Annotated in this window: 17 protein-coding genes; 5 read left to right on the plus strand and 12 right to left on the minus strand. The window is 64.9% G+C overall.

The features are described 5' to 3' along the window. Nucleotides 1-132: 132 nt before the first annotated feature. Complete coding sequence (locus tag LT974_RS07950; RefSeq protein WP_232587115.1) at nucleotides 133-1932, minus strand: ABC transporter substrate-binding protein; 1800 nt, start codon at nucleotides 1930-1932, stop codon at nucleotides 133-135. A gap of 214 nt (nucleotides 1933-2146) precedes the next feature. Here LT974_RS07950 and xacR point away from each other — a divergent pair, with 214 nt between their 5' ends. Continuing rightward, nucleotides 2147-2902 carry an HTH-type transcriptional regulator XacR gene (gene xacR, locus LT974_RS07955; RefSeq protein WP_232587116.1) on the plus strand — a complete coding sequence of 252 codons (756 nt, stop codon included), beginning with the start codon at nucleotides 2147-2149 and terminating at the stop codon, nucleotides 2900-2902. Nucleotides 2903-3312: 410 nt separating this feature from the next. On the opposite strand, the gene LT974_RS07960 is transcribed toward xacR, so the two are convergent. The 3 genes from LT974_RS07960 to LT974_RS07970 are packed head-to-tail and all read right to left on the minus strand — an operon-like array spanning nucleotide 3313 to nucleotide 6515. Further along, entirely contained in the window at nucleotides 3313-4092 is a 780-nt protein-coding gene (locus LT974_RS07960; protein ID WP_232587117.1) for an SDR family NAD(P)-dependent oxidoreductase, read from the minus strand. A 30-nt stretch (nucleotides 4093-4122) separates the two neighbouring features. Next, nucleotides 4123-5508 (minus strand): glucuronate isomerase, encoded by a 1386-nt coding sequence (gene uxaC / locus LT974_RS07965; protein ID WP_232587118.1) that lies wholly within the window; start codon nucleotides 5506-5508, stop codon nucleotides 4123-4125. A gap of 53 nt (nucleotides 5509-5561) precedes the next feature. Then, entirely contained in the window at nucleotides 5562-6515 is a 954-nt protein-coding gene (locus LT974_RS07970; RefSeq protein ID WP_232587120.1) for a mannonate dehydratase, read from the minus strand. A gap of 139 nt (nucleotides 6516-6654) precedes the next feature. Here LT974_RS07970 and LT974_RS07975 point away from each other — a divergent pair, with 139 nt between their 5' ends. Continuing rightward, a complete protein-coding gene (locus LT974_RS07975) occupies nucleotides 6655-8631 on the plus strand; it encodes an endo-1,4-beta-xylanase (RefSeq protein ID WP_232587124.1) in 1977 nt (658 codons plus the stop codon). Nucleotides 8632-8655: 24 nt separating this feature from the next. Here the strand turns inward: LT974_RS07975 and LT974_RS07980 are convergent, their stop codons facing one another. Together LT974_RS07980 and xacF are read right to left on the minus strand one after the other, a co-directional pair. Then, on the minus strand, nucleotides 8656-9111 hold the full coding sequence (locus LT974_RS07980) for a universal stress protein (protein WP_232587125.1): 456 nt from the start codon (nucleotides 9109-9111) through the stop codon (nucleotides 8656-8658). An 84-nt stretch (nucleotides 9112-9195) separates the two neighbouring features. Then, nucleotides 9196-10668 carry a 2,5-dioxovalerate dehydrogenase gene (xacF, locus tag LT974_RS07985; protein WP_456298798.1) on the minus strand — a complete coding sequence of 491 codons (1473 nt, stop codon included), beginning with the start codon at nucleotides 10666-10668 and terminating at the stop codon, nucleotides 9196-9198. Between the two features lie 70 nt (nucleotides 10669-10738). Between xacF and gfo6 the strand changes: the two genes are divergently transcribed. Further along, nucleotides 10739-11824, plus strand: coding sequence for a D-xylose 1-dehydrogenase Gfo6 (gene gfo6 / locus LT974_RS07990; RefSeq protein WP_232587133.1), 1086 nt, complete (start codon nucleotides 10739-10741; stop codon nucleotides 11822-11824). Nucleotides 11825-11843: 19 nt separating this feature from the next. On the opposite strand, the gene LT974_RS07995 is transcribed toward gfo6, so the two are convergent. The 5 genes from LT974_RS07995 to LT974_RS08015 form a co-directional block, all read right to left on the minus strand. Next, complete coding sequence (locus LT974_RS07995; RefSeq protein ID WP_232587134.1) at nucleotides 11844-12212, minus strand: hypothetical protein; 369 nt, start codon at nucleotides 12210-12212, stop codon at nucleotides 11844-11846. 80 nt (nucleotides 12213-12292) lie between these two features. Next, nucleotides 12293-14500, minus strand: coding sequence for an ABC transporter ATP-binding protein (locus tag LT974_RS08000; RefSeq protein WP_232587137.1), 2208 nt, complete (start codon nucleotides 14498-14500; stop codon nucleotides 12293-12295). Further along, nucleotides 14501-15526 (minus strand): ABC transporter permease, encoded by a 1026-nt coding sequence (locus LT974_RS08005; RefSeq protein ID WP_232587139.1) that lies wholly within the window; start codon nucleotides 15524-15526, stop codon nucleotides 14501-14503. Further along, on the minus strand, nucleotides 15516-16514 hold the full coding sequence (locus LT974_RS08010; RefSeq protein ID WP_232587142.1) for an ABC transporter permease: 999 nt from the start codon (nucleotides 16512-16514) through the stop codon (nucleotides 15516-15518). The genes LT974_RS08005 and LT974_RS08010 overlap by 11 nt, the downstream gene beginning before the upstream one ends. Nucleotides 16515-16549: 35 nt before the next feature. Then, on the minus strand, nucleotides 16550-18349 hold the full coding sequence (locus tag LT974_RS08015) for an ABC transporter substrate-binding protein (RefSeq protein WP_232587144.1): 1800 nt from the start codon (nucleotides 18347-18349) through the stop codon (nucleotides 16550-16552). A gap of 207 nt (nucleotides 18350-18556) precedes the next feature. Here LT974_RS08015 and LT974_RS08020 point away from each other — a divergent pair, with 207 nt between their 5' ends. Then, a complete protein-coding gene (locus LT974_RS08020; protein WP_232587146.1) occupies nucleotides 18557-20626 on the plus strand; it encodes an alpha-glucuronidase family glycosyl hydrolase in 2070 nt (689 codons plus the stop codon). 87 nt (nucleotides 20627-20713) lie between these two features. After that, entirely contained in the window at nucleotides 20714-20953 is a 240-nt protein-coding gene (locus LT974_RS08025) for a hypothetical protein (RefSeq protein ID WP_232587148.1), read from the plus strand. Here the strand turns inward: LT974_RS08025 and LT974_RS08030 are convergent. Next, on the minus strand, nucleotides 20950-21855 hold the full coding sequence (locus LT974_RS08030) for a HEAT repeat domain-containing protein (protein WP_232587149.1): 906 nt from the start codon (nucleotides 21853-21855) through the stop codon (nucleotides 20950-20952). The genes LT974_RS08025 and LT974_RS08030 overlap by 4 nt on opposite strands. Nucleotides 21856-21892 lie beyond the last annotated feature (37 nt).

Consider the following 21892-nt stretch of genomic DNA (forward strand, 5'->3'; position numbering starts at 1 on the left):
GAGGGAAAGCAGGCCTCCTCAGAGCGGGATAGAAGTCCCGAAAGCGTCGGTCTCTGCACCCTCACAGCTACGTGCGAGCAGTGACCCGGCGTTCGTCGCGACTGCACGCCACTCGACTCGAAGTCCTCGTCGTTACGGCGGCTTCGCGGTCAGTTCACCCTCGTGAATCGGCCACATCGGCGGCCGCGGCACCTTCCGGGAGGGGTCGTCCTCCGCCGGGAGGTTCCACTCGTCGCTCGTGAGCCACTGCTGGCCGTTCGTCCCCACTATCGACAGCATCGGCAACTCGATGTGGTTGTGCCAGGCAGCCCGCTTCACAATCGGCGTCGCTTCCTCGTCCGAGGACATCTGCGAGATGCTGTTGACCTCCTGGAGCGGGTTGATGGTCATCTCGCCGGACCCGTCCATCCCGCGGAGGGTGTACTCGGTGTCGGCCTCGTACTGGTGGCCACCGTTGACGTGCGTGTTGAGCAGCTGGTAGCGCAGCGGGAAGTACGGGAACGCCGACCGCGCTCCGCCCGGGAGCCAGTACAGCGACCCCATCGCGAAGTTGCTGTCGGCGTACTGGGTGAACCAGTCGTTGGTCGGCTTCGTGCTGATGGAGAAGTCGAAGCCGAAGTCGTTGAGCTGACTGACCACCGTCTGGGTCATCGTCGTCCAGTCACTCCATCCCGCGGGGGAGAAGTAGTCGCCGCCGATGGTGTTGCCGCTGTCGTCCTGCCAACTGCCGTTCTGCTTGCTGTAGCCGGCGTCCTGCAGCAACTGCGTGGCTTCCTCCTCGCGGGATTCGTCGACCCCGTAGGTGTCGAAGTTGCTCATCGAGTCGCCCAGCCACTCCTCTTGGTCTTTCGGCGCGATGCCACACGGCACCGGCGCGGGGAACTTCGTCCGGCGACCGCCGTTGTCGACGATTTGCTGGCGGTCGAGCAGGTTCGCCACCGCCTGCCGGACGTTGCGCTTGCCGAAGTGCTCGTCCTCGTGGTTGAAGATGATGCCGTACCCCCACTTCGAGGGCATCCTGTTCTCTACCACGTTGTCCGCGAGCTGGTCGACAACCTGCGGCGGCACGAACAGGCTCGACACGCCGTCGATGGAATCCCCGGCGATTAGGGCTTGCTGGAGCGCGTTGTTACCACCGTAGGACTCCAGCAGGAAGCTCGTGAAGTTGACGTTCTCGGCGGCGTAGAACTCCTCGTTGCGTTCGAACTCCCAGCCCTGCCGGTCCTTGCCCACGTGCGACCACGGACCGCTCGCGACGATGTCGTCCTCCCACAAGAACTGCTGGACCTCCGAAGCCGGCTGTTCGAGGAACTCCCCGAAGACGTCGTGAGGCGTGTCCACCCGCATGTTGTTGAAGGTGAATTTGATTATCTTCGGATTCGTCGGCTCGGTGAGTTCGAGTTCGAGCGTCTTGTCGTCGACGACGGAGTAGTCGTCGAGGTAGCCCCATATCTCGCCGTTCGTCTTCTTCGACAGCTCCAGTTGGGTCTGGATGTCGCGGGTCGTGACGTCGGTGCCGTTGTCCCAACTGAGGCTCTCGCGGAGCTTCAGCGTGACCGTCGTCCCGTCGAAGTTCATCTCTTCGAGGGCGACGGGCTGGAACTCGCTGGTGGCGAACGAGTACGCCACGTACCGGTCGTGGAGGAGTCGCCCGGCGAGTTCGGAGAAGTTCTGTGAACTGTAGGAGTTGGCGTGGAGGTCGACGGGATTGTTCGGGAACCCGTTCCGGTACATCCTGTCGTACACTTCGGGCCCGCTGTCCTCGGTCGTCGTACTGTCGGTACCACTGGTACTGGTCGGTTCGTCGTCGCTTTCGGCCCCGCTGCCACTGCAGCCTGCGAGGGCAGCGACGCCGGAAGCGCCAGCGACGGCCAGCACTTTTCGACGGCTCAGCCGCTCACGAGAGCGGTCGCTCGCATCGTCATTTGGCATGACGTCCCACAGTATAGACGATTATAATTTAAAATTTTCGGAGACACGCACAATTCATACTACTACATCGGGGTTCGGAACTCCTGCCGTCGCGCTCAGTCCGATTCTACGCTGCCGCGAAACGGGGTGTCGATTCGGATTTATCCGACGAGAATTCGGTAGTTCGTTCTCCAATCCAGAACACTTTAGCCGTCGTACGTAGTGAGTATCTAGCATGGACGCCAAACATCCGGTGCGGACGACCGAGAAGACTCTCGCTCTGGTCGAAGAGCTGATGGACCGGGGACCCTGCGGCGTGACAGAGCTCACTCAGGGCCTCGACATGGGGAAGAGCGCGGTCCACAACCACCTCACGACCCTCCAGAAGCACGGCTACGTCCTCAAGACCGGCGACGAGTACCAGCTCGGCCTGAAATTCCTCGAAGTCGGTGGCTCGACGCGGAAGTCCATGGAGTTCTATCAGGTCGCCGAGCCCGAGGTGAAGGCGCTCGGGAACGAGACGGGCGAGCTCGCGAACCTGCTCGTCGAGGAGCAGGGGATGGGCGTCTACCTGATGCGGTCGAAGGGCGAGGAAGCCGTCGACCTCGACACTTACGCCGGGCTCCGGACGCATCTCCACACGACCGCGCTGGGGAAGGCGATTCTCGCTCACCTCCCCGAGGAGCGCGTCGAGGAAATCATCGAGCACCGGGGCCTCGAACGGATGACGCCGCGCAGTATCGGGTCGCGTGAGGAGCTGGACGAGGTGCTGGACGGGGTCCGCGACCGTGGGTACGCCATCGACGACGGCGAACGTCTCGAAGGACTGCGCTGTATCGCGGCCCCAGTCAAGGACTCCTCGGACGAGGTGCTCGGTGCCATCAGCGTCTCCGCGCCAGCGAGCCGCGTCAGCGACGAGGACCTCCACGGGGAACTCCCCGAGCGCGTGCTCAGCGCGGCGAACGTCATCGAACTCAACATCAACTACTGAACAATTGTTCTGAATAGTAGAACACATTCTGTTCCGCGACTACACCGGTCGAAGTTCCTGAATTCGTCCGTTCTACCGTGGTATAATACCTAAAGAGATTCGAGCGATGGGGGAATTACACCTCTACGTATGTAATAGTGGCGTGGCCCGTTTGGAATGTGTCGTTCTGTATGTCAGAATTTGATTCTGCCGGCAGACGAACAGCCGCATCGCTACTCGTCGCGAGCGCGCAGCGGTGCGTACGAGGACGCACTCGCCCGGCGAGACGGGCGGCATCGCGTGGGACAACGCTCCGGAGTACAGACGATACTCTGGACGCCGCGTGCAATCTCTGCCCGGCGAGCCGAGTAGTACCCAGTACCGACTCTACACAATTCTTTCGGAATTTCGAACGGCCCCGCGTGATGCCGTTACTGGTCGCCCGCGCCCCAGCCGTACGCCTGCCAGCCGCCGTCGGCGTACAGCACTTCGCCCGTCACGAAGTTGTTCCGGCTCACGAGGAACAGCGCACACTCGGCCATCTCGTCGACGGTCCCGAAGCGCCCCAGCGGCGTCCGGTCGCGGATGTCGTCGTTGGTGTACCCCGCCGACCCCTGGGTCTGCTCGGTAATCTCCGTCCAGATGAACCCCGGCGCGAGCGCGTTGACGTGGATGTCGTGTTCGGCCCACTCGACAGCCAGCGTCTGCGTGAGGTTGTTCACGCCGGCCTTCGACGCGCAGTACGGCGACCGCAGCTGGAGGCCGCGACCGCCCATCAGCGAGGACATGTTGAGAATCGCACCGCCCTCGTCCTGCGCTATCATCTGTCGGCCCGCGGCCTGACAGCCGACGAACGTCCCCACGAGGTCGACGTTCACGACCTCCCGCCAGTCGTCGATATCGAACTCCTCGGCGGGCCCGAGCGTCGTGACGCCGGCGTTGTTCACGAACACGTCGAGGCTCCCGAACTCCTCGACGGTCGTCTGCACCAGGGCTTCCATCTCGTCCTCGTCGGTGACGTCGGCCTCGACACCGATGGCAGTCCCACCGTCGGCTTCGATGGCGGCGGCGGCCTCCTCGGCACGCTCCTGCGAGCGCGAGTTCACGACGACGTTCGCGCCCTCGGCGGCGAAGTGCTCCGCGATGCCCTTCCCGATTCCCTGACTGGACCCCGTGATGATGGCGGTGTCTCCGCTGAGTCGTCCGGTCATACGTACGCCAGACGACCCACGAGTGCCACTTTACTGTGTCGATGACGCCGACAGGCCGTACAGCTCCTTCGGGCGGTCGTAGGCGACGTGCTCGACGAGGCGCTCTGCGTTGTCGTAGGGAATCCGGCCGCGTTCGACCATCTCACCGACCACGTCCGCGAGCGTCCGCCGGAACATCTCGAAGCGCGACCCGTAGGAGACGAGCTTCCGTGAGTCGCTGACCATCCCAGCGTGGTTCGCGAGCAAGTCGACGGCTGCCACGCGCTCCAACTGGTTCTCGATGCCCATCGGGCTGTCGTTGAACCACCACGCTGGACCGATGCTCACGTTCGGATAGGCGCGCGCGACGACCGTCGCGCTCGGGTAGTGCGTCGGGTCGAGCGTGTAGAGGACGATTTCGGTCTCGCCGTCGAAACAGTCGAAGAAGTAGTCCAGTCCGTCCACGAGGTCGACGTCCGGCGTGGACACGTCCCCGCCCGCGTTCTTCCCGAGGTCCTCGTAGAGGGACTCGCGGTAGTCCCGCACCGCGCCGACGTGCAGTTGGGTCGTCCAGCCCGCCTCGCTGTTCAACTCGCCGACGAACTCCAGCAGGTACGCCTTGTAGTCGCGTATCTCCGCGTCCGAGAGGCTCGCGCCCCGGCGCGCCTTCGCGTACACGTCGCCGGCGCGCTCGTCGCTCACGGGCTTGGAGACCGGATCCGTGCCCATTCCGACGTCGCAAGCGACGCAGCCGTGGTCCGCGAAGTAGTCGTGGGTCTCCGCGAGCGCGTCGAGGAACCCCTCGAAGTCACTGAGGTCGGCCGCCGTGACGTCGTCGAGTTCGGCGACGAACGTCTCCCAGGCCGCGTTCTCGACCTTCAACGCGCGGTCGGGCCGCCACGTCGGCCGGACGTCGACAGCCTCCACCTCGGTTTCGGCACGCTCGTGGTACTCGAGTCGGGAGGTCGGGTCGTCGCTGCTGCACAGCACCTCGACGTTCATGTCCCGCAGCACCTGCTGCGGGCGCATCTCGTCGTCGGCGAGCTGGCGCTTCGTCTCCGCCCAGATTTCGTCGGCGGTGTCGGCGTTCAGCGGCTTGTCGATACCGAATCGGCGCTTCAGGTCGAGGTGTACCCAGTCGTACGTCGGGTTGCCCGCGAAGTCCGGGAACACGTCCGCGAGCGCGTCCCACTTCTCGCGGTTGGTGGCGTCGCCCGTGATTTTCGCTTCGGGGACGCCGCGCTTGCGCATCAACTGCCAGACGTAGTGGTCGGTCGCGCCCTCGACCGCCCAGATGTCGTCCCAGGGCTCGTTCTCGACGACCTCCGCGAGGTCGATGTGGTTGTGCGGGTCGACGACTGGCAGGTCGGCAATCGACTCGTAGAGATCGACTGCCGTCTCCGAACCGAGCAGGTAGTGCTCGTCGAGGAAGCTCATGGACGTAGTTGCTCGGAGGTCGACAATAAAGCTTGGACAAATGAAGTTCGTACCTAGGCGTTAGTCTGCTCCAGCAACCCCTTCATGTACCCGACGGCGAACAGCCGACCCATGTCCGTGTAGCCGGCTTGGGCGTCGTCGCGGTGGCCCTCGTCGAGCATGCGCGGAACGTGGTCGGGGCGAATCGGGCCGTCGAAGCCGACCTCGCGGTACGCCTCCATCGCCGCGAGCATGTCCGTCGGGCCGTCGTCCTGCCACGTCTCGACGAACGACTCGGAGGAGCCGTCGACGTCCCGGAAGTGCACGAAGTGGATGCGGTCCCCGAACTGCCGAATCGTCTCGGGGACGTCGGCACCCATCGCCGCGTAGTTCCCCTGGCAGAACGTCAGCCCGTGGTTCGGGCTGTCGTGGAGGTTCAGGATGCGCTGGACGTTCTCGACGGAGTTGACGAGCCGCGGGACGCCCCGAACTGACTCCGTGGGTGGGTCGTCGGGGTGGAGCGCGAGCTTCACGCCCGCTTCCTCGGCGACCGGGACGATTTCGTCGAGGAAGTATTCGAGGTTCGCCCAGAGCTCGTCCGCCGTGATGTCGACGGGGTAGTCGGGCGCGCGCTCGGCTTGCTCGTGGTCGTACGCCGTCGTCCGGGAGTCCCCGCGTAGCGGGACTTCGTCGGCGGTTCGGAGGACGCCGACTGGGTTCTCCGTCCACACCCAGCAGTAGACGTCGATGCCGGCGCGGCCCATGTTCCGAAGGAGCTGTTTGACCGTCTCAATTTCCTCGTCGCGGCCCTCGCGCCCGAGCACCGTCTTCGTCATCGGCGGCCGGTCCTCGACGACGTCCAGCGAGAGGCCGTGGTCGTCGAACCGATTCTTCGTCTGCAGCAGCGAGTCGTACGTCCACCACTCGTCTTCGCCCCAGAAGCGGACGACGGCAGTCGAGAGGCCGAGTTGTCGGGCGAGCGTCCACCGTCGGTCGGGGTGGGGCGGGAGCATCGTCGTCGTGTCCATACGCTGTCTTCGTGGACCCCCACAATAGTGGTTGCGCGACGAGCCGTCGAGTTACGGGGACCACCCCGTGAGAAAATCCAACACACCCCTACAATTAAATAATAATAAATCGTGAGTGTTGTTGGAGTGAACACACTCCATGTCAGAAGACTTTCCCAGCTACGAGAGCAGGCGGCGTACGTTCCTCAAAGCACTCGGCGCGCTCGGCGCGATGGCGGCAGCAGGCCCCGCCGTAGCCGGGCAGGCCGCGGCCGACGAAGCCGCGGACTACCACGAGTCGCTACGAGCAGAACTCACAGCATCGAGCAGGCAAGCAAAGCAACTCCCCGCGGGCGAGTATGTCTACGACACCACGGAGGAAGCGACCATCGAAACGTTCTCCCTCGTAGGCAGCGGCTCGGAATCGACGATTAGCGTCGACACTGAGGCCGTGCCGTACACGCAGGCCGAACGCCTCGACGTTCCGAGCGCCGACGACCCCGCAGCAGTCGCGTATCGCGGCCCCATCACCGACCACGCCGTCGAGCAGGGCGACCTGCTCCTCGGCGTGGCGTGGGTGCGAAGCGACGACGACGCAGCCGAAGCGAGCGCGCGGTTCGGGTACGTCGACAGCGACGGCAACCAGGTCGGCGAGAACTTCGTCCAGCGCGGCGAACACGTCGACCCGCAGGGCGAGTGGCTCCGATACTTCTTCCCCGTCGAAATCGGCGCGAAACCCAGCGGTGCCGACGTCCCCGCGCTGGAACTCCAGACGGGATACGCCGACCAGACCATCGACATCGGTGGCGTCGCGCTGTTCGACTACAGCGGGACCGACGTCGGCCTCGGCACGCTCCCGCCCTATCACTACGACGGGCGCGCGGAGGACGCCGAGTGGCGGCAGGCCGCCCACGAGCGCATCGAACAGCACCGGAAAACCGACTTCGACGTCGAAGTACTGAACCCCGGCGGCGACCCGATGAACGGTGCGAGCGTCGACGTCGAGATGGCCGAACACGAGTTCGACTTCGGGAGCGCGGTCTCCGTCGAACACGTCACCGGCGACAGCGAGGACGACGAAATCTACCGGGAGACGTTCCTGGAGAACTTCAACAAGGCCGTCGTCGAGAACGGCCTCAAGTATCCCGCGTGGGAGGGCGTCTGGGGCACCGACAACGAGTCCACGCGCGCAACCCTCGACTGGCTGAACGAGCGCGACGTCCCGACTCGCGGCCACTACCTCCTCTGGGAGGAAGACCAGACCGATGGCGGCGGCGGGATGAACGTCGACCCCGAACTCTCCGACGAGGAGAAGCGCGAGGTCATCTCCGAGAAGATCGCCGAGCACGCCACGGAGTTCGAGGGCGACGTCACGGAGTGGGACATGCACAACCACCCCGTCTGGCAGAATAATTACCGCGACGACCCCGAACTCGGCTGGGACGCCGTCGACAAGTGGTGGGCAGCCGCGGACGAAGCCACGGACACCGAACTGTACACCAACGAGATGGGTGCGCTCGGCGGACAGTGGCAGCGCAGCCAGTACCTCGACTACATCGATCACCTCGTGGAGAACGACTACCCCATCGACGGCATCGGCTTCATGGGCCACCACCAGCAGCAGTGGGGCCAGATGCTGGACATGGGGAACCTCCTCTCTGGCATCGACCAGTTCGCGCAGTACGACCTCCCGCTGCTAGTCACCGAGTTCGACATCGAGATATTCGACCGCCGGAACGCACAGGACGTCGACGTCCAGACGGACTACACGCGGGACTTCCTGACCGCGCTGTTCAGCAAGGAGTCCGTCGAGGGCGTCCTCTCGTGGGGCTTCTGGGAGGACGACCACTGGCGGCCGACCGGCGCGTACTACGACTCCGATTGGACGCTCCGGGAGAACGGCGAGCAATTCCTGGACCTCGTCTTCGAGGAGTGGTGGACCGACGAAACCGGTCAGACCGACGCCGACGGCGTCTACGCCACGCGCGGCTTCAAGGGCGACTACCGCGTCGCCGCGGAGAAAGGCGCGCTCTCCGGCGAGACGACCGTGACGGTCGACGACGAGACCGATACGGTCACCGTCGAACTGTCCACGCCCAGCAACGGAAACGGCAAGGGCGCGAAGAACGCTCAGTAAGCAGTCGACACCGTCGCGGCGGCGTCAGGCCATCTGGACGGTGACGTACCCCGGGAAGTTGAGGACGAGTCGCTGGGTGGTGTCGCCGAACACCGCTTTTCCCGTCGGGGAGCGCTGCCGGCCGACCGTGAAGACGTGGTCGCAGTCTCGTTCGTCCGCGATTTCGATGACCCGTTCGGCCTCGACTTCCTCGGTGACGTCGGTGACGACGCTGTACGCCACGTCGAAGCCTTCCAGCGCCTCCGCGGTGACGTCCTCGGCGTACTGCTGGGCGACGCTCAGCGCGTCCTCGTCGCTGTAATCCTTGTTCTCCACGCGGCCGATTTCGTCGAGCGCGGCCAGCGACTCCTCGAACTCGTCCTCGCTTAGCGGCACGTAGAGCACGAGTTCCGTGTCCGCACCAGTCGCGTACGCAGCGGCTTCGCGGAGCACGCCAGCGGTACTCTCCCTGTCGTCGATGACTACGAGTGCATCGTCCATGGGTATCGCCACGAACTCATCCCGTATAAAAGTCGGCTCTCGATGGACGGCTAGAGACGGACCGCGGATGAACCGCGAGCGCCGTCAGTAGTTGTCGTAGACGGTTTTCTCGATGGTGTAGAACTCTAGTCCGGCATCCCCTTGCTCGCGCCAGGTTTCCGAGGAGGAGCGCTTGAACCCGCCGAACGGAACGTGCAGTTCCAGCCCGGTCGTTTTCTCGTTGACCTTCACGACACCCGCTTCTGCCTCGTCGATGAAGCGGTTGGCTTCGGTGTGGTCGTCGGTCACGACGCTCGCCGAAAGGCCGTACTCGACGTCGTTGGCGGTTTCGAGGCCTTCCTCGAAGTCACTGACTTTGATGACGGCGACGACCGGCCCGAACACTTCCTCCTGGGCGATGCGCATGTCGTTGTCGACGTCCGCGAACACCGTCGGCTCCACGAAGTAGCCGTCCTCGATACCTTCGGGCGTGTTCCCGCCAGCCGCCAACGTCGCTCCCTCTTCCTGAGCGATGTCGATGTACTCGAGTGTCGACTCAAGTTCGCTCTCGCTGACTTGGGGGCCCATCTCGTGGTCGAGACCGGGACCGATGTCGATGGCCTCAGCTTGGGCGACGAGTTCGTCGACGAACTCGTCGTAAACATCCTCGTGAACAATCGCCCGAGAACACGCCGTACAGGACTGGCCGGTCGTCCCGAAGCCACCAGAAGCGACGATTTCTGCGGCTTCTGCGGGGTCCGCGGAGTCTGCGACCAGCGTCGGATTTTTGCCGCCGAGTTCGGTCTGGACGCGCTTGCCCTGGTCGGTCGCCTGCTCGTAGACCATCTCACCGACTTGGCTGCTGCCCGTGAACGAGACGGCATCAGTACCCTCATTCTCGATGAATTCGCTGCCGACCGAGCTTCCGGGACCAGTCACGACGTTGAACACGCCGTCCGGGAGACCGGCTTCGTCAAGGGCTTGCGCGATAGCCAGCACCACGCCAGGCGCTGCACTCGCCGGCTTGAGGACGACCGTGTTGCCGGCTGTCAGGGCGGGCGCGAGCTTCCACGCCGGAATGGCGATGGGATAGTTCCACGGCGTGACGAGTGCGGCGACGCCGACCGGTTCCTTGCGCGTGTACAGCGTCGTATCCCGGCTGCTGGAGCCTTTGACGGTGCCACCGAGGTCGGAGGCCTTCCCGGCGAAGTAGTGGAAGATGTCGATTGCCCGCTGTACCTCGCCCGCTGCCTCCGGGCGAGCCTTCCCCTCCTCTTCGACGAGCTGGTCGGTGAGTTCGTCTTTGCGGTCGGCCAGAATCGACCCGGCCTGCCGGAGGATGCGGCCGCGCTCCGGACCCGGTGTGTTCGCCCATTCGTCCTCGGCGGCGACGGCGGCCTCGACGGCCGCGGTGGCGTCGTCGGCGCTGGACTGCTGGTAAGTTACGACCGTCTCGCTGGGGTTCGCCGGGTTCTCGACGTCGAAGGTCTCGCCCGTCTCCGAAGAGACCCACTCTCCGTTGACGTAGTTCTGCTTGGTCTCAGTCACACTCGAAACGTCGCAAGTCAGCCATACCATTCTTACGATTCCGGCACTCCCCGATTCGGCGTCCAGTACACTTTTGCATGGAGCCACGAACCTCACTACCATGTCAGCCGCCGACTATCTGAGCACCGTTCGCGACCGCGACTGGGAGCAACTGGACTCCGGGACGCTCCGCGTCGCGATGATTAGCCTCGGGTGGTGGACCCGCGAACAGGCGATGCCCGCCGTCGACGACTCCGAGTTCTGCGAGACCACCGTCGTCGTCAGCAGCAGCCACGAGAAAGCCGAGAAGGTCGCCGCCGAGACGCCGACCGTCGAAGCCGCGCTCACCTACGAGGAGTTCGAGGCCGGCGACGCGACGGACGAGTACGACGCCGTCTACGTCTGCACGCCGAACGCACTCCACCTGCCGTACGCGGAAGCCGCCGCCGACCACGGGAAGGCAATCCTCTGCGAGAAACCCATCGAGGCGACCCGTGAGCGCGCGCAAGCGCTCGTCGACGCCACCGAGGACGTCCCGCTGATGGTCGCCTACCGGATGCAGACCGACCCGCAGGTCCGCCGGATGCGCGAACTCGTCGCGGACGGCGCTATCGGCGACCCCGTTGCCGTCCACGGGAACATGAGCCAACAGATGCTCGACGTCGTTTCCAGCGACACCGACCAGTGGCGTCTCGACACCGACCTCGTCGGCTACGGCGCGACCGTGATGGACCTCGGCATCTACCCCATCAACACCGCACGGTTCGTGCTCGACGCCGACCCCGTCAGCGTCACCGCACAGATGCACTCCGAGGACGAGGCGTTCCGCGACGTTCCCGACCAGCACGCCGCGTTCACCATGCAGTTCGACGACGGCACGTACGCCGCCTGCACGGCCAGCCAGCACGGCGCTCGCTCGGGCCACCTCCGCGTCGTCGGCACCGACGGTGAACTCTGCCTCGAACCGACGTTCCTCGGGGAGTCCCCGCAGACGCTGACGCTGCGCGTCGACGACAAGGAGATGGAGATCGACGACGGCCGCCGGAACGTGTTCGGCGACGAGATGACCCAGGAGTTCGACTACTTCGCCGACCGGGTGCTCCGCGAGGAACCGATTCACCCCGACGGCGATCACGCACTCGTCGACATGCGGGCGCTCGAAGCAATCTACGAGGCCGCAGAAACCGACGAAACAGTCTCGCTGTAAGCCGAACCGGAACTCGTTCTCACTCGGGCGTTTCGGGGTCGTGTTTGCCTTGCTGCTCGAGGATGTCTACGAGCTCGTTCGCAAATTCGACGGTCCGCCGTGGGAGCCCGTAGCGCTCCGTGCCCATGTCGTAGTCGCGTAGTTCCGCGACCGTCTCCGGCGTGTGCGGGAGCGTCGTCACTGTCTCGCGGACGTCGATTTCGAGCACGCCGTCGTCCGTGTCCAGCCACGGCTGCTTGCGCTGCTTCTGGTCGTACTCGATTGGATGCGTGTCGCCACCCATCGCGGCGACGACGTCCTCGACAGTGCCGATTTCGACGCGGTCGGCGTCGTCCTCGGCGACGAGAAAGAGCGCGTCGCCCTCGACGACCGGCTCGTAGCGTGTCATATCCCGACGTTAGCCTGCTCGCGTAATAATCCTGTTGCCGCTGTCGACAGCCGCGAGTGAAGGAGTTCGCAGACCCGTGGCTACTGCTTCATCACGGCTGGGTCCTCTTCGGCCCCTTCGAGGGGGTCGCTCTCCCAGTACTCGTGGTCGGGGTCCTCGCGGAAGCACGCCGCCTTCCCGTCACCGCCGTCGATGTCGTTCAACGGGGGCTTCTCCTGGCGGCACGCCTCGCGGGCGACCGGACACCGCGTGTGGAACCGGCAGCCCGACGGCGGGTCGACCGGGTCCGGAACGTCCACTTCACGCAGCGGCGGCCCCGACTCGTCCATCTCTTCGAGGTCGAGGTTCGGCGTCGCCCACCGTAGCACCTCCGTGTAGGGGTGGCGTGGGTCGTGAATGAGCCGCTCGGCGGACGCAATCTCGACGACCTCGCCGAGGTACATCACTGCAATACGGCCGTCGCCGTGCTCGGCGAAGTACCGCGCGTTCGAGAGGTCGTGGGAGATGAACAGGAACGACGTCTCGAACTCCTCCTGGAGTTCGAGCATGAGGTCCATAATCTCGATGCGCAGCGAGACGTCGACCGCGCTGATGGCCTCGTCGGCGAGAATCGCCTCCGGATTCATCAGCAGTGCACGCGCCAACGCGACGCGCTGTTTCTCCCCGCCGGAGAGCTGGTGTGGGTACCCGTCGAGGAAGTCGTCGGCCGGCGACATCCCCACGCGCTCCAGCAGCGAGCGCATACGTGCGCGCCGCTCCGTGCGGTCGCTGTCCGGGTGCGTGTGCCGGAGCGCCTCCGAGAGGATGTTGACGACGCGCTCGTTCGGGTTGAGCGCGCTGCCCGGGTCCTGGTGGATAATTTGGAGGGCTTGGCGAATCTCCTGGTAGTCGATGTCGCCGCCCCCGCGCTTGGCCTCCCAGATGTCCTGGCCGCGGAACTCGATGGAGCCGCCGGTCGGCTCCTGGAGGCCGATCATCGTCTTTCCGAGCGTCGTCTTCCCGCAGCCGCTCTCCCCGAGCAGGCAGACGAGGTCCTGTTCGTCGATGTCCAGCGAGACGCCGTCGACGGCGCGCACCGTCTGGGAGTCGCTGAAGAACTGCTCGACGAGGCCCTGCTCCTCCTCGAAGTGGACTTCGACGTCGTTCAGCGAGAGCAGCGGCTCCTCGTCGCTGGCAGTAGCGACTTCGACGGGTTCGCTGTCACCGGTGGTCTCGACGGCTTCGGGGTCGACGCTGTCCTCCCCGAAGTTGAGGGGTATCTCCTCGCGGGCTTCCGCCCAGTGGTGGCACGCCGACCGGTGCTCGTTGCCGTCGTGGGAGACCAGCGGCGGGTCGTCCGTCCGGCACTCCGCGGTCGCGAGGTCACACCGCGGGTGGAACCGACACCCCGACGGAACGTTCACCGGTGCCGGACCTTCGCCCTCGATGGGCTGCATCTCCGACAACGGCGCGTCCAGGTTGGGTGTCGCGTTCAACAGCTTTCTCGTGTACGGGTGCGCGGAGTTCTGGATGATGTCGTCGCGCGGCCCGATTTCCGCGAACTGGAACGCGTAGATGATGGCCATGCGGTCGGCCAGCGACGCGACCAGCGGGAGGTCGTGCGTGATGAAGACGATGGTGAGGTCGTACTCCTCCTGGAGTTCCTCGAGCAGCGAGAGAATCGAGCGCTGCATCAGCAAGTCCAGCGCCGCGGTCGGCTCGTCCATCACCAACACCTCCGGGTCGAGCACCATGCTCAACGCGATGAGCGCGCGCTGCTGCATCCCTCCGGAGAGTTCGTGGGGGTAGGCGTCGAGTACGCGCTCGGGTTCGAGGTAGAGGTTCTCGAGGAGTTCGCGTGCGAACTCCAAGCCTTCCGAGACGTTCTTGTCGTGTGCTTTCAGCGTCTCCTCGAAATGCGCGCCGACTTTCATCGTCGGGTTGAACGAACTCATCGCACCCTGGAACACCATCGACACTTCCTCCCAGCGGAACTGCCGGAGTTCCTCGTCGCTCAACTCGAGGATGTCGATGGTCTCCCCGTCGTCGCGGTGGTAGTGAATCTTCCCGCTGAGCACGCCGGGGTCCGGGATGGCGTCCAGCAGCGCGGACGCGAACATCGACTTCCCGCTGCCACTCTCCCCGACGATGCCCAGCACCTCGTGTCGCTCGATGCTGACGTTGGCGTCGTCGAGGACGTACGTGTGTCCGTCGTTGAATGTGACGTTCGTGTCTTCGACTTCGATAATCGGGTCCCCGACGGAGTGGTCCATCGCGGGCGTCCGAGTTTGGTTGTGTTCAGTACTCATTTACATCAGCCCCGTCGTCGTCTCGTCGTCCGTTTCTTCGACCGATTCGGACTCCCCGGAGAAGCGGGTGCGCACCCGGGGGTTGAAGATTCGGTCCATCCCCTGACTCAGGAGGATGAGTCCGAACGCCAGCCCGACGATGGCGACAATCGGGACGAGCAGCCAGTGGAGCGCCTGCATCGTGAACAGGCCACCTTGACTGTACGCGTTGTTTAATGTGACGCCCCAGTTCTGCCCGCTGTACGGCAACACGCCGATGAAGTAGAGCCCGACGGACGCGAAGATGGTGTAGCGGGCGGCGAGCACGAAGTTCACCATCACGTACGGCATGATGTTCGGGAGGACGTCCTTGCGGATAATCCGCAGCGTCCCGGTCCCCATCGTGCGCGACGCTTCGACGTAGCTCTCCTCGCGTATGGACAGCACCTGCGAGCGTATGGAGCGGCCGAGGCCGGCCCAGTAGTTGATGGTGAGGATGACGCCGAGCAACAGCGGGTTCTCCGGGCTGAGCGTAATCGCGAGCACGATGACCAGCGGCAGCCCCGGAACCGCCATGAAGAAGTCCGAGATGGACGTGATGACGGTGTCGACGCGGCCGCCCTTGTATCCCGAGATGGTGCCGACGAAGACGGCGAGACTGGTCGCCCAGACGCCGCCCGCCAGCACCATCAGCAGGATGAACGGCGTCGAGTCGATAATGAGCGCCAGCAGGTCGACGCCGGACTGGGTCGTCCCCAGCGGGTACTTCAGCGACTGGAACGGCGCGAGCAGCCGCTCGGTGGACTGGTTCGGACTGGCGTCCCGCCAGAGCCCGAAGACGTCGACCAGCGCCATGGCCACGTAGGCGCTCAGGATGACGATGCCGGCGCGCGTGCGGTTGTCCGACCACGCGACGAGCGCGGGTTCTCGAACCGACCGACGGTAGAACTCCGCCAGACGGTCGCGAGTGCTCACTTCCTCCTCCGACGCGGCCGAGCGCCAGTCGAGGTCGTCCGACGAGGCGTTGGCGTCCGCGTCAGTAGGCATTCGAATCACCCGCGCTGATGCGTGGGTCGATGAGCCCGTACGTCAGGTCGGCGATGTAGACGGCGACGACGAGTGTCACTGTAATCACGAGGAAACACCCCATCATGAGGGGGTAGTCGTTGGCGTTGACGGCCTGAATCAGGTAGTAGCCGAGCCCCGGATACGAGAAAATCTCCTCGAGGACGACGGTGCCCCCGAGCCGGAAGCCGACCTGCAGGAGCAGTCCCGTGTACATCGGGAGAATCGCGTTCTTCGCGACGTAGCTGGTCGCGATGCGGTTGTCCGAGAGGCCGCGTAGCCGCGCGACCTCGACGAACTCCTCGCCGAGCACCTGGATGCTGTTGCCGCGCATGTTGAGTGCTGTCGACCCGATGCCGCCGATAGTGAACGCCGCTATCGGGAGCGCTCCGTGGTAGAGGACACTCTTGAGGTACGCGACGGTGAAGCCCGCCTCAATACTGCGCGCGGATGCGTTCCCGGTCGGTAACCAGCCCCACTGGAACGCCAGGAAGAACAGCCCCAGCACTGCGAAGATGTAGTACGGGACCGACATCAGGAAGATGGACCCGCCGGAGGCGAACTGGTCGAACCGGGACCCCTCGTAGTACGCCTGGAGCGCGCCGATGAGCACGCCGATGACGAACATCAGAATCGTGGACGTCACCACGAGGAAGACGGTCCACGGGAGCGCACGTGCGAGCACGTCTATCACGGGCTTGCCCAGTGAGATGGACTGTCCGAGATCCAACTGGACGACGCCGATGATGTAGTCGATGTACTGTTGCCAGAGCGGTGCGTCCGGTCTGATGTTCTGCAGCACCTCGATGCGCGCGTTGACCTGTTCAGCCGGGACCCCGCGCTGGAGGAGTTGTATTCGAAGCTGCGTGAACGGTCCGCCGGGAAGCAGTCGAATCAGCCCGAACGTGAGCGTCGCTACTGCAAGTATCGTCGCGGGGATGCGGAGCGTCCGTCTGAGGTAGTAGTTCATGTTGATAAATGTTGGAAAGGGAACTATCGCCTAGCTCAGCCGTTGTACTGGAGGTCGCCCTCGTGGACCCACCAGAACTGCGGCCACTTCACCTTCCGATTCGGATTGTCCTCGCTGGCGACCGTCCACTCGTCGTCGGTCGTCCACGACTGCTCGTACTTCGAGACCAGTCCCAGGAACGGCAACTCGATGTGGTTGTGCCACGCCGCCCGCTGGACGTACTCACGGGCAGATTCGTCGTCGGGCTGTTGGGCGATCTGCTCGACCTCGTCCAGCGGCGTAATCGTCATTTCGCCGCCGTCGGGCCCCGGAATCGTCTGCTCAGTCTGGGCTGGTTCGCGGTAGTTGTGACCGCCGCCGATCTCCGACTCCCAGAGCTGGTAGTACAGCGGGAAGTACGGGAACGACGACCGCGACCCGCCCGGCAGCCAGTACAGCGACCCCATCGCGAAGTTGCTGTCCGAGTACTGACTGAACCAGTCGTTCGTGGGGAGGGTGCTAATCGAGAAGTCGAAGCCGAAGTCGTTGAGCTGACTGACCACCGTCTGCGTCATCGTCGTCCAGTCAGTCCAGCCGGCCGGCGAGAAGTAGTCGCCGCCGATGGTGTTGCCGCTGTCGTCTTTCCACGTCCCGCCCTGCTTGGAGTAGCCGGCGTCTTCGAGGAGCTGAGTGGCTTCCTCCGTGTTCTGGGACTCGGGGCCGTACGTTTCGAAGGAGTCCTGCATGTCGTCCAGCCAGTACTCCTGGTCTTTCGGCGCGATACCACACGGGGTATTGGTCACGAACTTCGAGCGCGGACCCGCGTTCTCGACGAGTGATTGGCGGTTGATGACGTGGGCGACGGCCTGGCGAACGTTCCGTTTGCCGAAGTGCTCGTCGTTGTGGTTGAAGACGATGCCGTACCCCCATTTGGCCGGAATGTTGACCTGCTCGACGTGGTCGGGGAACTGGTCGACGATTTCCGGCGGGCAGAAGAGGCTCGGAGAGCCGTCTACGTGATCGGCGGACATCAGCGCCTGCTGCTGGGCCGTGTTCCCGCCGAAGCTCTCGATCATGAAGCGATCGAAGTTGACGCTGTCGGCGTTGTAGAACTCCGAGTTGCGTTCGAATTCGAATGCCTGCCGGTCCTTGTTGACGAACGACCACATCCCGCTGGCAACCGGGTCCTCCCACGCCCACCGCAGGAACTCGGAGGCATCCTTGTCGAGGAACTGCTCGTGGGTTTCGGCCTTCGTGTCCACGAGGAAGTTCGTCAGCTCGAACTTGAGAATCCGCGAATTGGTCGGCCCGGAGAGCATGAGCCGCGCGGTCTTGTCGTCGACGATTTCGTAGTCGTCGAGATATCCCCACAGCGAACTTCCCGTCTTCTCCGCGAGCTGGAGCTGCACGTCGAGGTCCTCGGTAGTCCACTCGTCGCCGTTGTCCCACGCCAGGTCGTCGCGGAACGTCAGCGTGACCTCCTGCCCATCGATCGTCAGGTCGCTGAGCGCGCCGAGAATGAACTCGTTGGTGGTGAACGAGTACTTCATGAACGGCGCGAACACCGAGCGGCCCGCCGGCCACCGGTAGTTCTGAATCCCCGACGTGTTGAAGTGCAGGTCGGCCGGATTGCCGGTGTAGGCGTTGGTGTACGTGGCCTCGTGGACCGTGTCACCGCTCCCGGTCGTTCCGGACGTCCCGGGACTTCCGGAGTCCTCAGTGGTTGAATTGGAGCCGCTGTCACCGCCGCTGCTACACCCGGCTAGCGCCGCGAGCCCGGACGCCCCGGCCACGGATAGTATTTTTCGGCGGCTAACTGCGTGGTCGTATCTGTCGCTCCCATCGTCGGCTGACATAGCGTAGCATCAATTACCGTAATAGGTCATAAATATTGGGGAGAATAGCGTCGTCGTCCTCACGACCCGTTGGACGAACACCCGGAACGACTGCGCTTGCAGTACCCGCGTATTACAGGGACATATGTCTACCGCCGAACCGCTGGTGAACCGCTGGCACGACCACTACCATTTTACCGGCTGCCGCCGACCGTCCGAGCGACACCGATGAATCAGTACGACGACTGCTGGCTCCGATACGAGCGCGTCGCCGACGACGACCGACGCGCCGCGTATCGACAGCGGTGCAGCCACGCGTACGTCGCCGAAAAGTCGCCCGAGTGTAACGCGGTCAGGGACGAACTCCGCCGCGCGCTCCCGGACCTCCTCGGGCGAGACCCCCACCTCTGGCAGCACCCGCCCGAGACCACCGACGGCTTCCTCGCAATCGGCACGCCCGACGACATGGCGATGGTTGCCGACACCGTCTCCCGCAACGAGGTCGAATCGCTCACCGACGGCGGCTATCTGCTGCGCTCGGTCACGTGGAACGACGCGGACTGCCTCGTCGTCACCGCGCCGACCGACCGCGGCCTCGTCTACGGGACGTTCCACCTCCTGCGCCTGCTGAGCACGCGCGAGCCAATCGACGACCTCGACGTCCGCGAGGAGCCCGCCCACGAACACCGCCTGCTGAACCAGTGGGACACACCCTTCCACCGCTCCGTCGAGCGCGGGTACGGCGGCGAATCCATCTTCGATTGGGAGCGCCTGCCCGACCTCCGTGAACGCTACGAGGACTACGCGCGCCTGCTGGCGTCCGTCGGCGTCAACGGCATCGTCCTCAACAACGTCAACACGACGAAGCCCCCGCGGGAGAGCGCGAACGAAGCGTTCGACGCCTTCGAGGGCTGGCAACTGCTCGAATCCGGCCGACTCGAAGACCTCACGGGACTCGCGTCGACGTTCCGGCGGTACGGCATCCGGACGTACCTCTCGGTGAACTTCGCGGCGCCGATGCTCGTCGGCGACCTCGACACTGCCGACCCGCTCGACGAGGACGTCCGCGAGTGGTGGCGACAGAAGGCCGACGAAGTGTACGACCTGATTCCGGACTTCGGCGGCTTCCTCGTCAAAGCGGACTCGGAGGGTCAGGCTGGCCCCTACGACTACGACCGCAACCACGTCGACGGCGCGAACGCCATCGCGCAGGCACTGGAACCCCACGGTGGCCGCGTCTGGTGGCGGGCGTTCGTCTACGGCACCCACGAGGACCGCGCGGTGCAGGCCTACGACACGTTCGAGCCGCTGGACGGCGAGTTCGCGGACAACGTCACCGTCCAGGTGAAGAACGGCCCCATCGACTTCCAGCCCCGCGAGCCGGTGTCGACGCTGTTCGGCGCGATGCCCGAGACCGACCTCGGCCTCGAACTCCAGATTACCCAGGAGTACACCGGCCAGGGCGTCCACGCGACCTACCACCTCCCGATGTGGGCGGAGGTCTTCGACTTCGACACGCACGCGGACGGCCCGGGGACGCCCGTGAGCGACCTGTTCCGCGAGAGCGGCGAGGGCGTCGTCGGCGTCGGGAACGTCGGCGAGGACTACAACTGGACGGGACACTATCTCGCACAGGCGAACCTGTACGCGTTCGGGCGCGTCGCGTGGAATCCCGAGGCTGACACGGACGCGGTGACCGAGGAGTGGGTGCGACAGACGTTCGGTGCCGACGAGGCAGTCATCGAAACCGTCGCCGACATCCTGCACGACTCCTGGGAGGCCTGCATCGACTACGAGACTGGCGGCCTCGGCCTGATGCACATGATGCACAACGGCGAGGAGTACCTCGAAAACCACTACTACCCATCGCCGGGAGAATGGCCGGGCTACCACGGTGCCACCGAGGACGGCATCGGCGTCGACCGCACCGAGAGCGGGAGCGGGTACACAGAACAGTACCGCGACCCGGTCGCCGAGCGGTTCGCGTCCGTCGAGGACTGCCCCGAGCAGTACCTCCTGTTCTTCCACCACCTCCCGTGGGACCACGAACTCGCCGACGGGACCACCGTCGTCCAGCGCCTCTACGACAACTGCTTCGCGGGCGTCGAGGAAGCCCGTCGGCTCCGCGCGCTGTGGCAGGACCTCGAAGGCAGCGTCGACGAGCGGCGCTTCCGCCACGTCAGCGAGCGCTTCGACGAGCAGGTCGCGCAGGCCGAGCAGTGGCGGGACGTGCTCACGGAGTACTTCTACGAGTACTCGGGCATCCCCGACGAGCAGGGCCGCATCCCCGCCGAGTAGCGCACCGAAATCCGACCCTCCCCGGCGGGCCGCACAGCGAGCGAGGTCACCGCTGGATTTTTGCCGTTCGTCCGCTACGCTGCCAGTATGTCGAAGACATCGACGCTGCTCGACCTCGTCTGCGCGCACCGGCCGCAGATGAAGGTCGCACTCGCCGTGCTGATCGCGTGTGGGTTACTCCTCGGACTCTCCGCGCTCGTCGTCTCACCCGGGGACGACGCGTGGCCCATCCTCGTCATCGACGGCGTCCTCGTCGGCGGTGGCATCGTCTTCTTCGCAGGAACGTACTGGTACTGCACGAAGCGCGCGATGGACGAGTCGGCCTAGGCGTCGGTGAGGAAGTCCGCCGTCTCGGCTGCGAGCTCCTGGACGTCCTCGTTTTCGTCTGTGTCTGCAAGCGTGCGGAGTTTCGGCACGGCGCTCACGTCGCCGAGACGGCCAATCGCACCGATTGCTCGTGCACGCACGGAGGGATTGTCGTGGTCGAGACAGTCCCGCAACTGGTCGCTGACGGGCGCGACAGCCGTCTGGTCCGCGACGGCCACCTCTCCGAGTGCGTCGATGGCGGGACTGACGACACTCGCGTCGACGTCGTCCAGCAGCGCCGCGAGCGCTTCGACCGCGTCGAGCGCCGACCCCGGCGTTTCCTCCGTGACGGCGACGACGACGTTGACGAGCGTCTGGCGCGCGGAGACCCGACGTTCGCGCTCCTCGCGCTCGTGTTCGGCAATCGTCTCCCGGGTCCCGGGGTGGTCGACGAACTCGCTGACGTCCGTCGGTTCGTCGGCGGGTTCGGTAGCGTGAACGCCCTCGGCGATAGCTCGCGCGTGCGGGGCGACGAGGTCGGGGCGTTCGACGACGAGCTTGCCGAGAACCATCGCAGCGGTCAACTGGACGTCGACGATGGTGCTGCCGGTGGCGGCGACGAGTGCGTCGAGACGGCCGTCGAGCGCTTCCGGGTCGGCGGTCGCGACGGCGTCGAGCACTGAGATGGCGCTCAACCCAATCGCGGCGTTGCTGTCGTCGGGCAGCGCCGCGATATTGTCGAGCAACGGACGCACGGCGTCGACGTCGTCCTCGGCGAGCGATTCGCAGACGTCGATGCCGCGCTGGCGGACCAGCGGGCTCGTAGAGTCCAGCGCCGCCCGCACCTCCGTGATATCGACGTCGCCGGCCGAGACCGAGCCGGGTTCGACTCCGTCGAGCGGGTCTGTCGAGTTCGTAGCCATGGACGTACGATGTGTGTCGCGGTGTAAATACGTGCGG

This window comes from Halobacterium noricense (assembly GCF_021233435.1).
In the GTDB taxonomy this organism is placed as follows: Archaea; Halobacteriota; Halobacteria; order Halobacteriales; family Halobacteriaceae; genus Halobacterium; species Halobacterium noricense.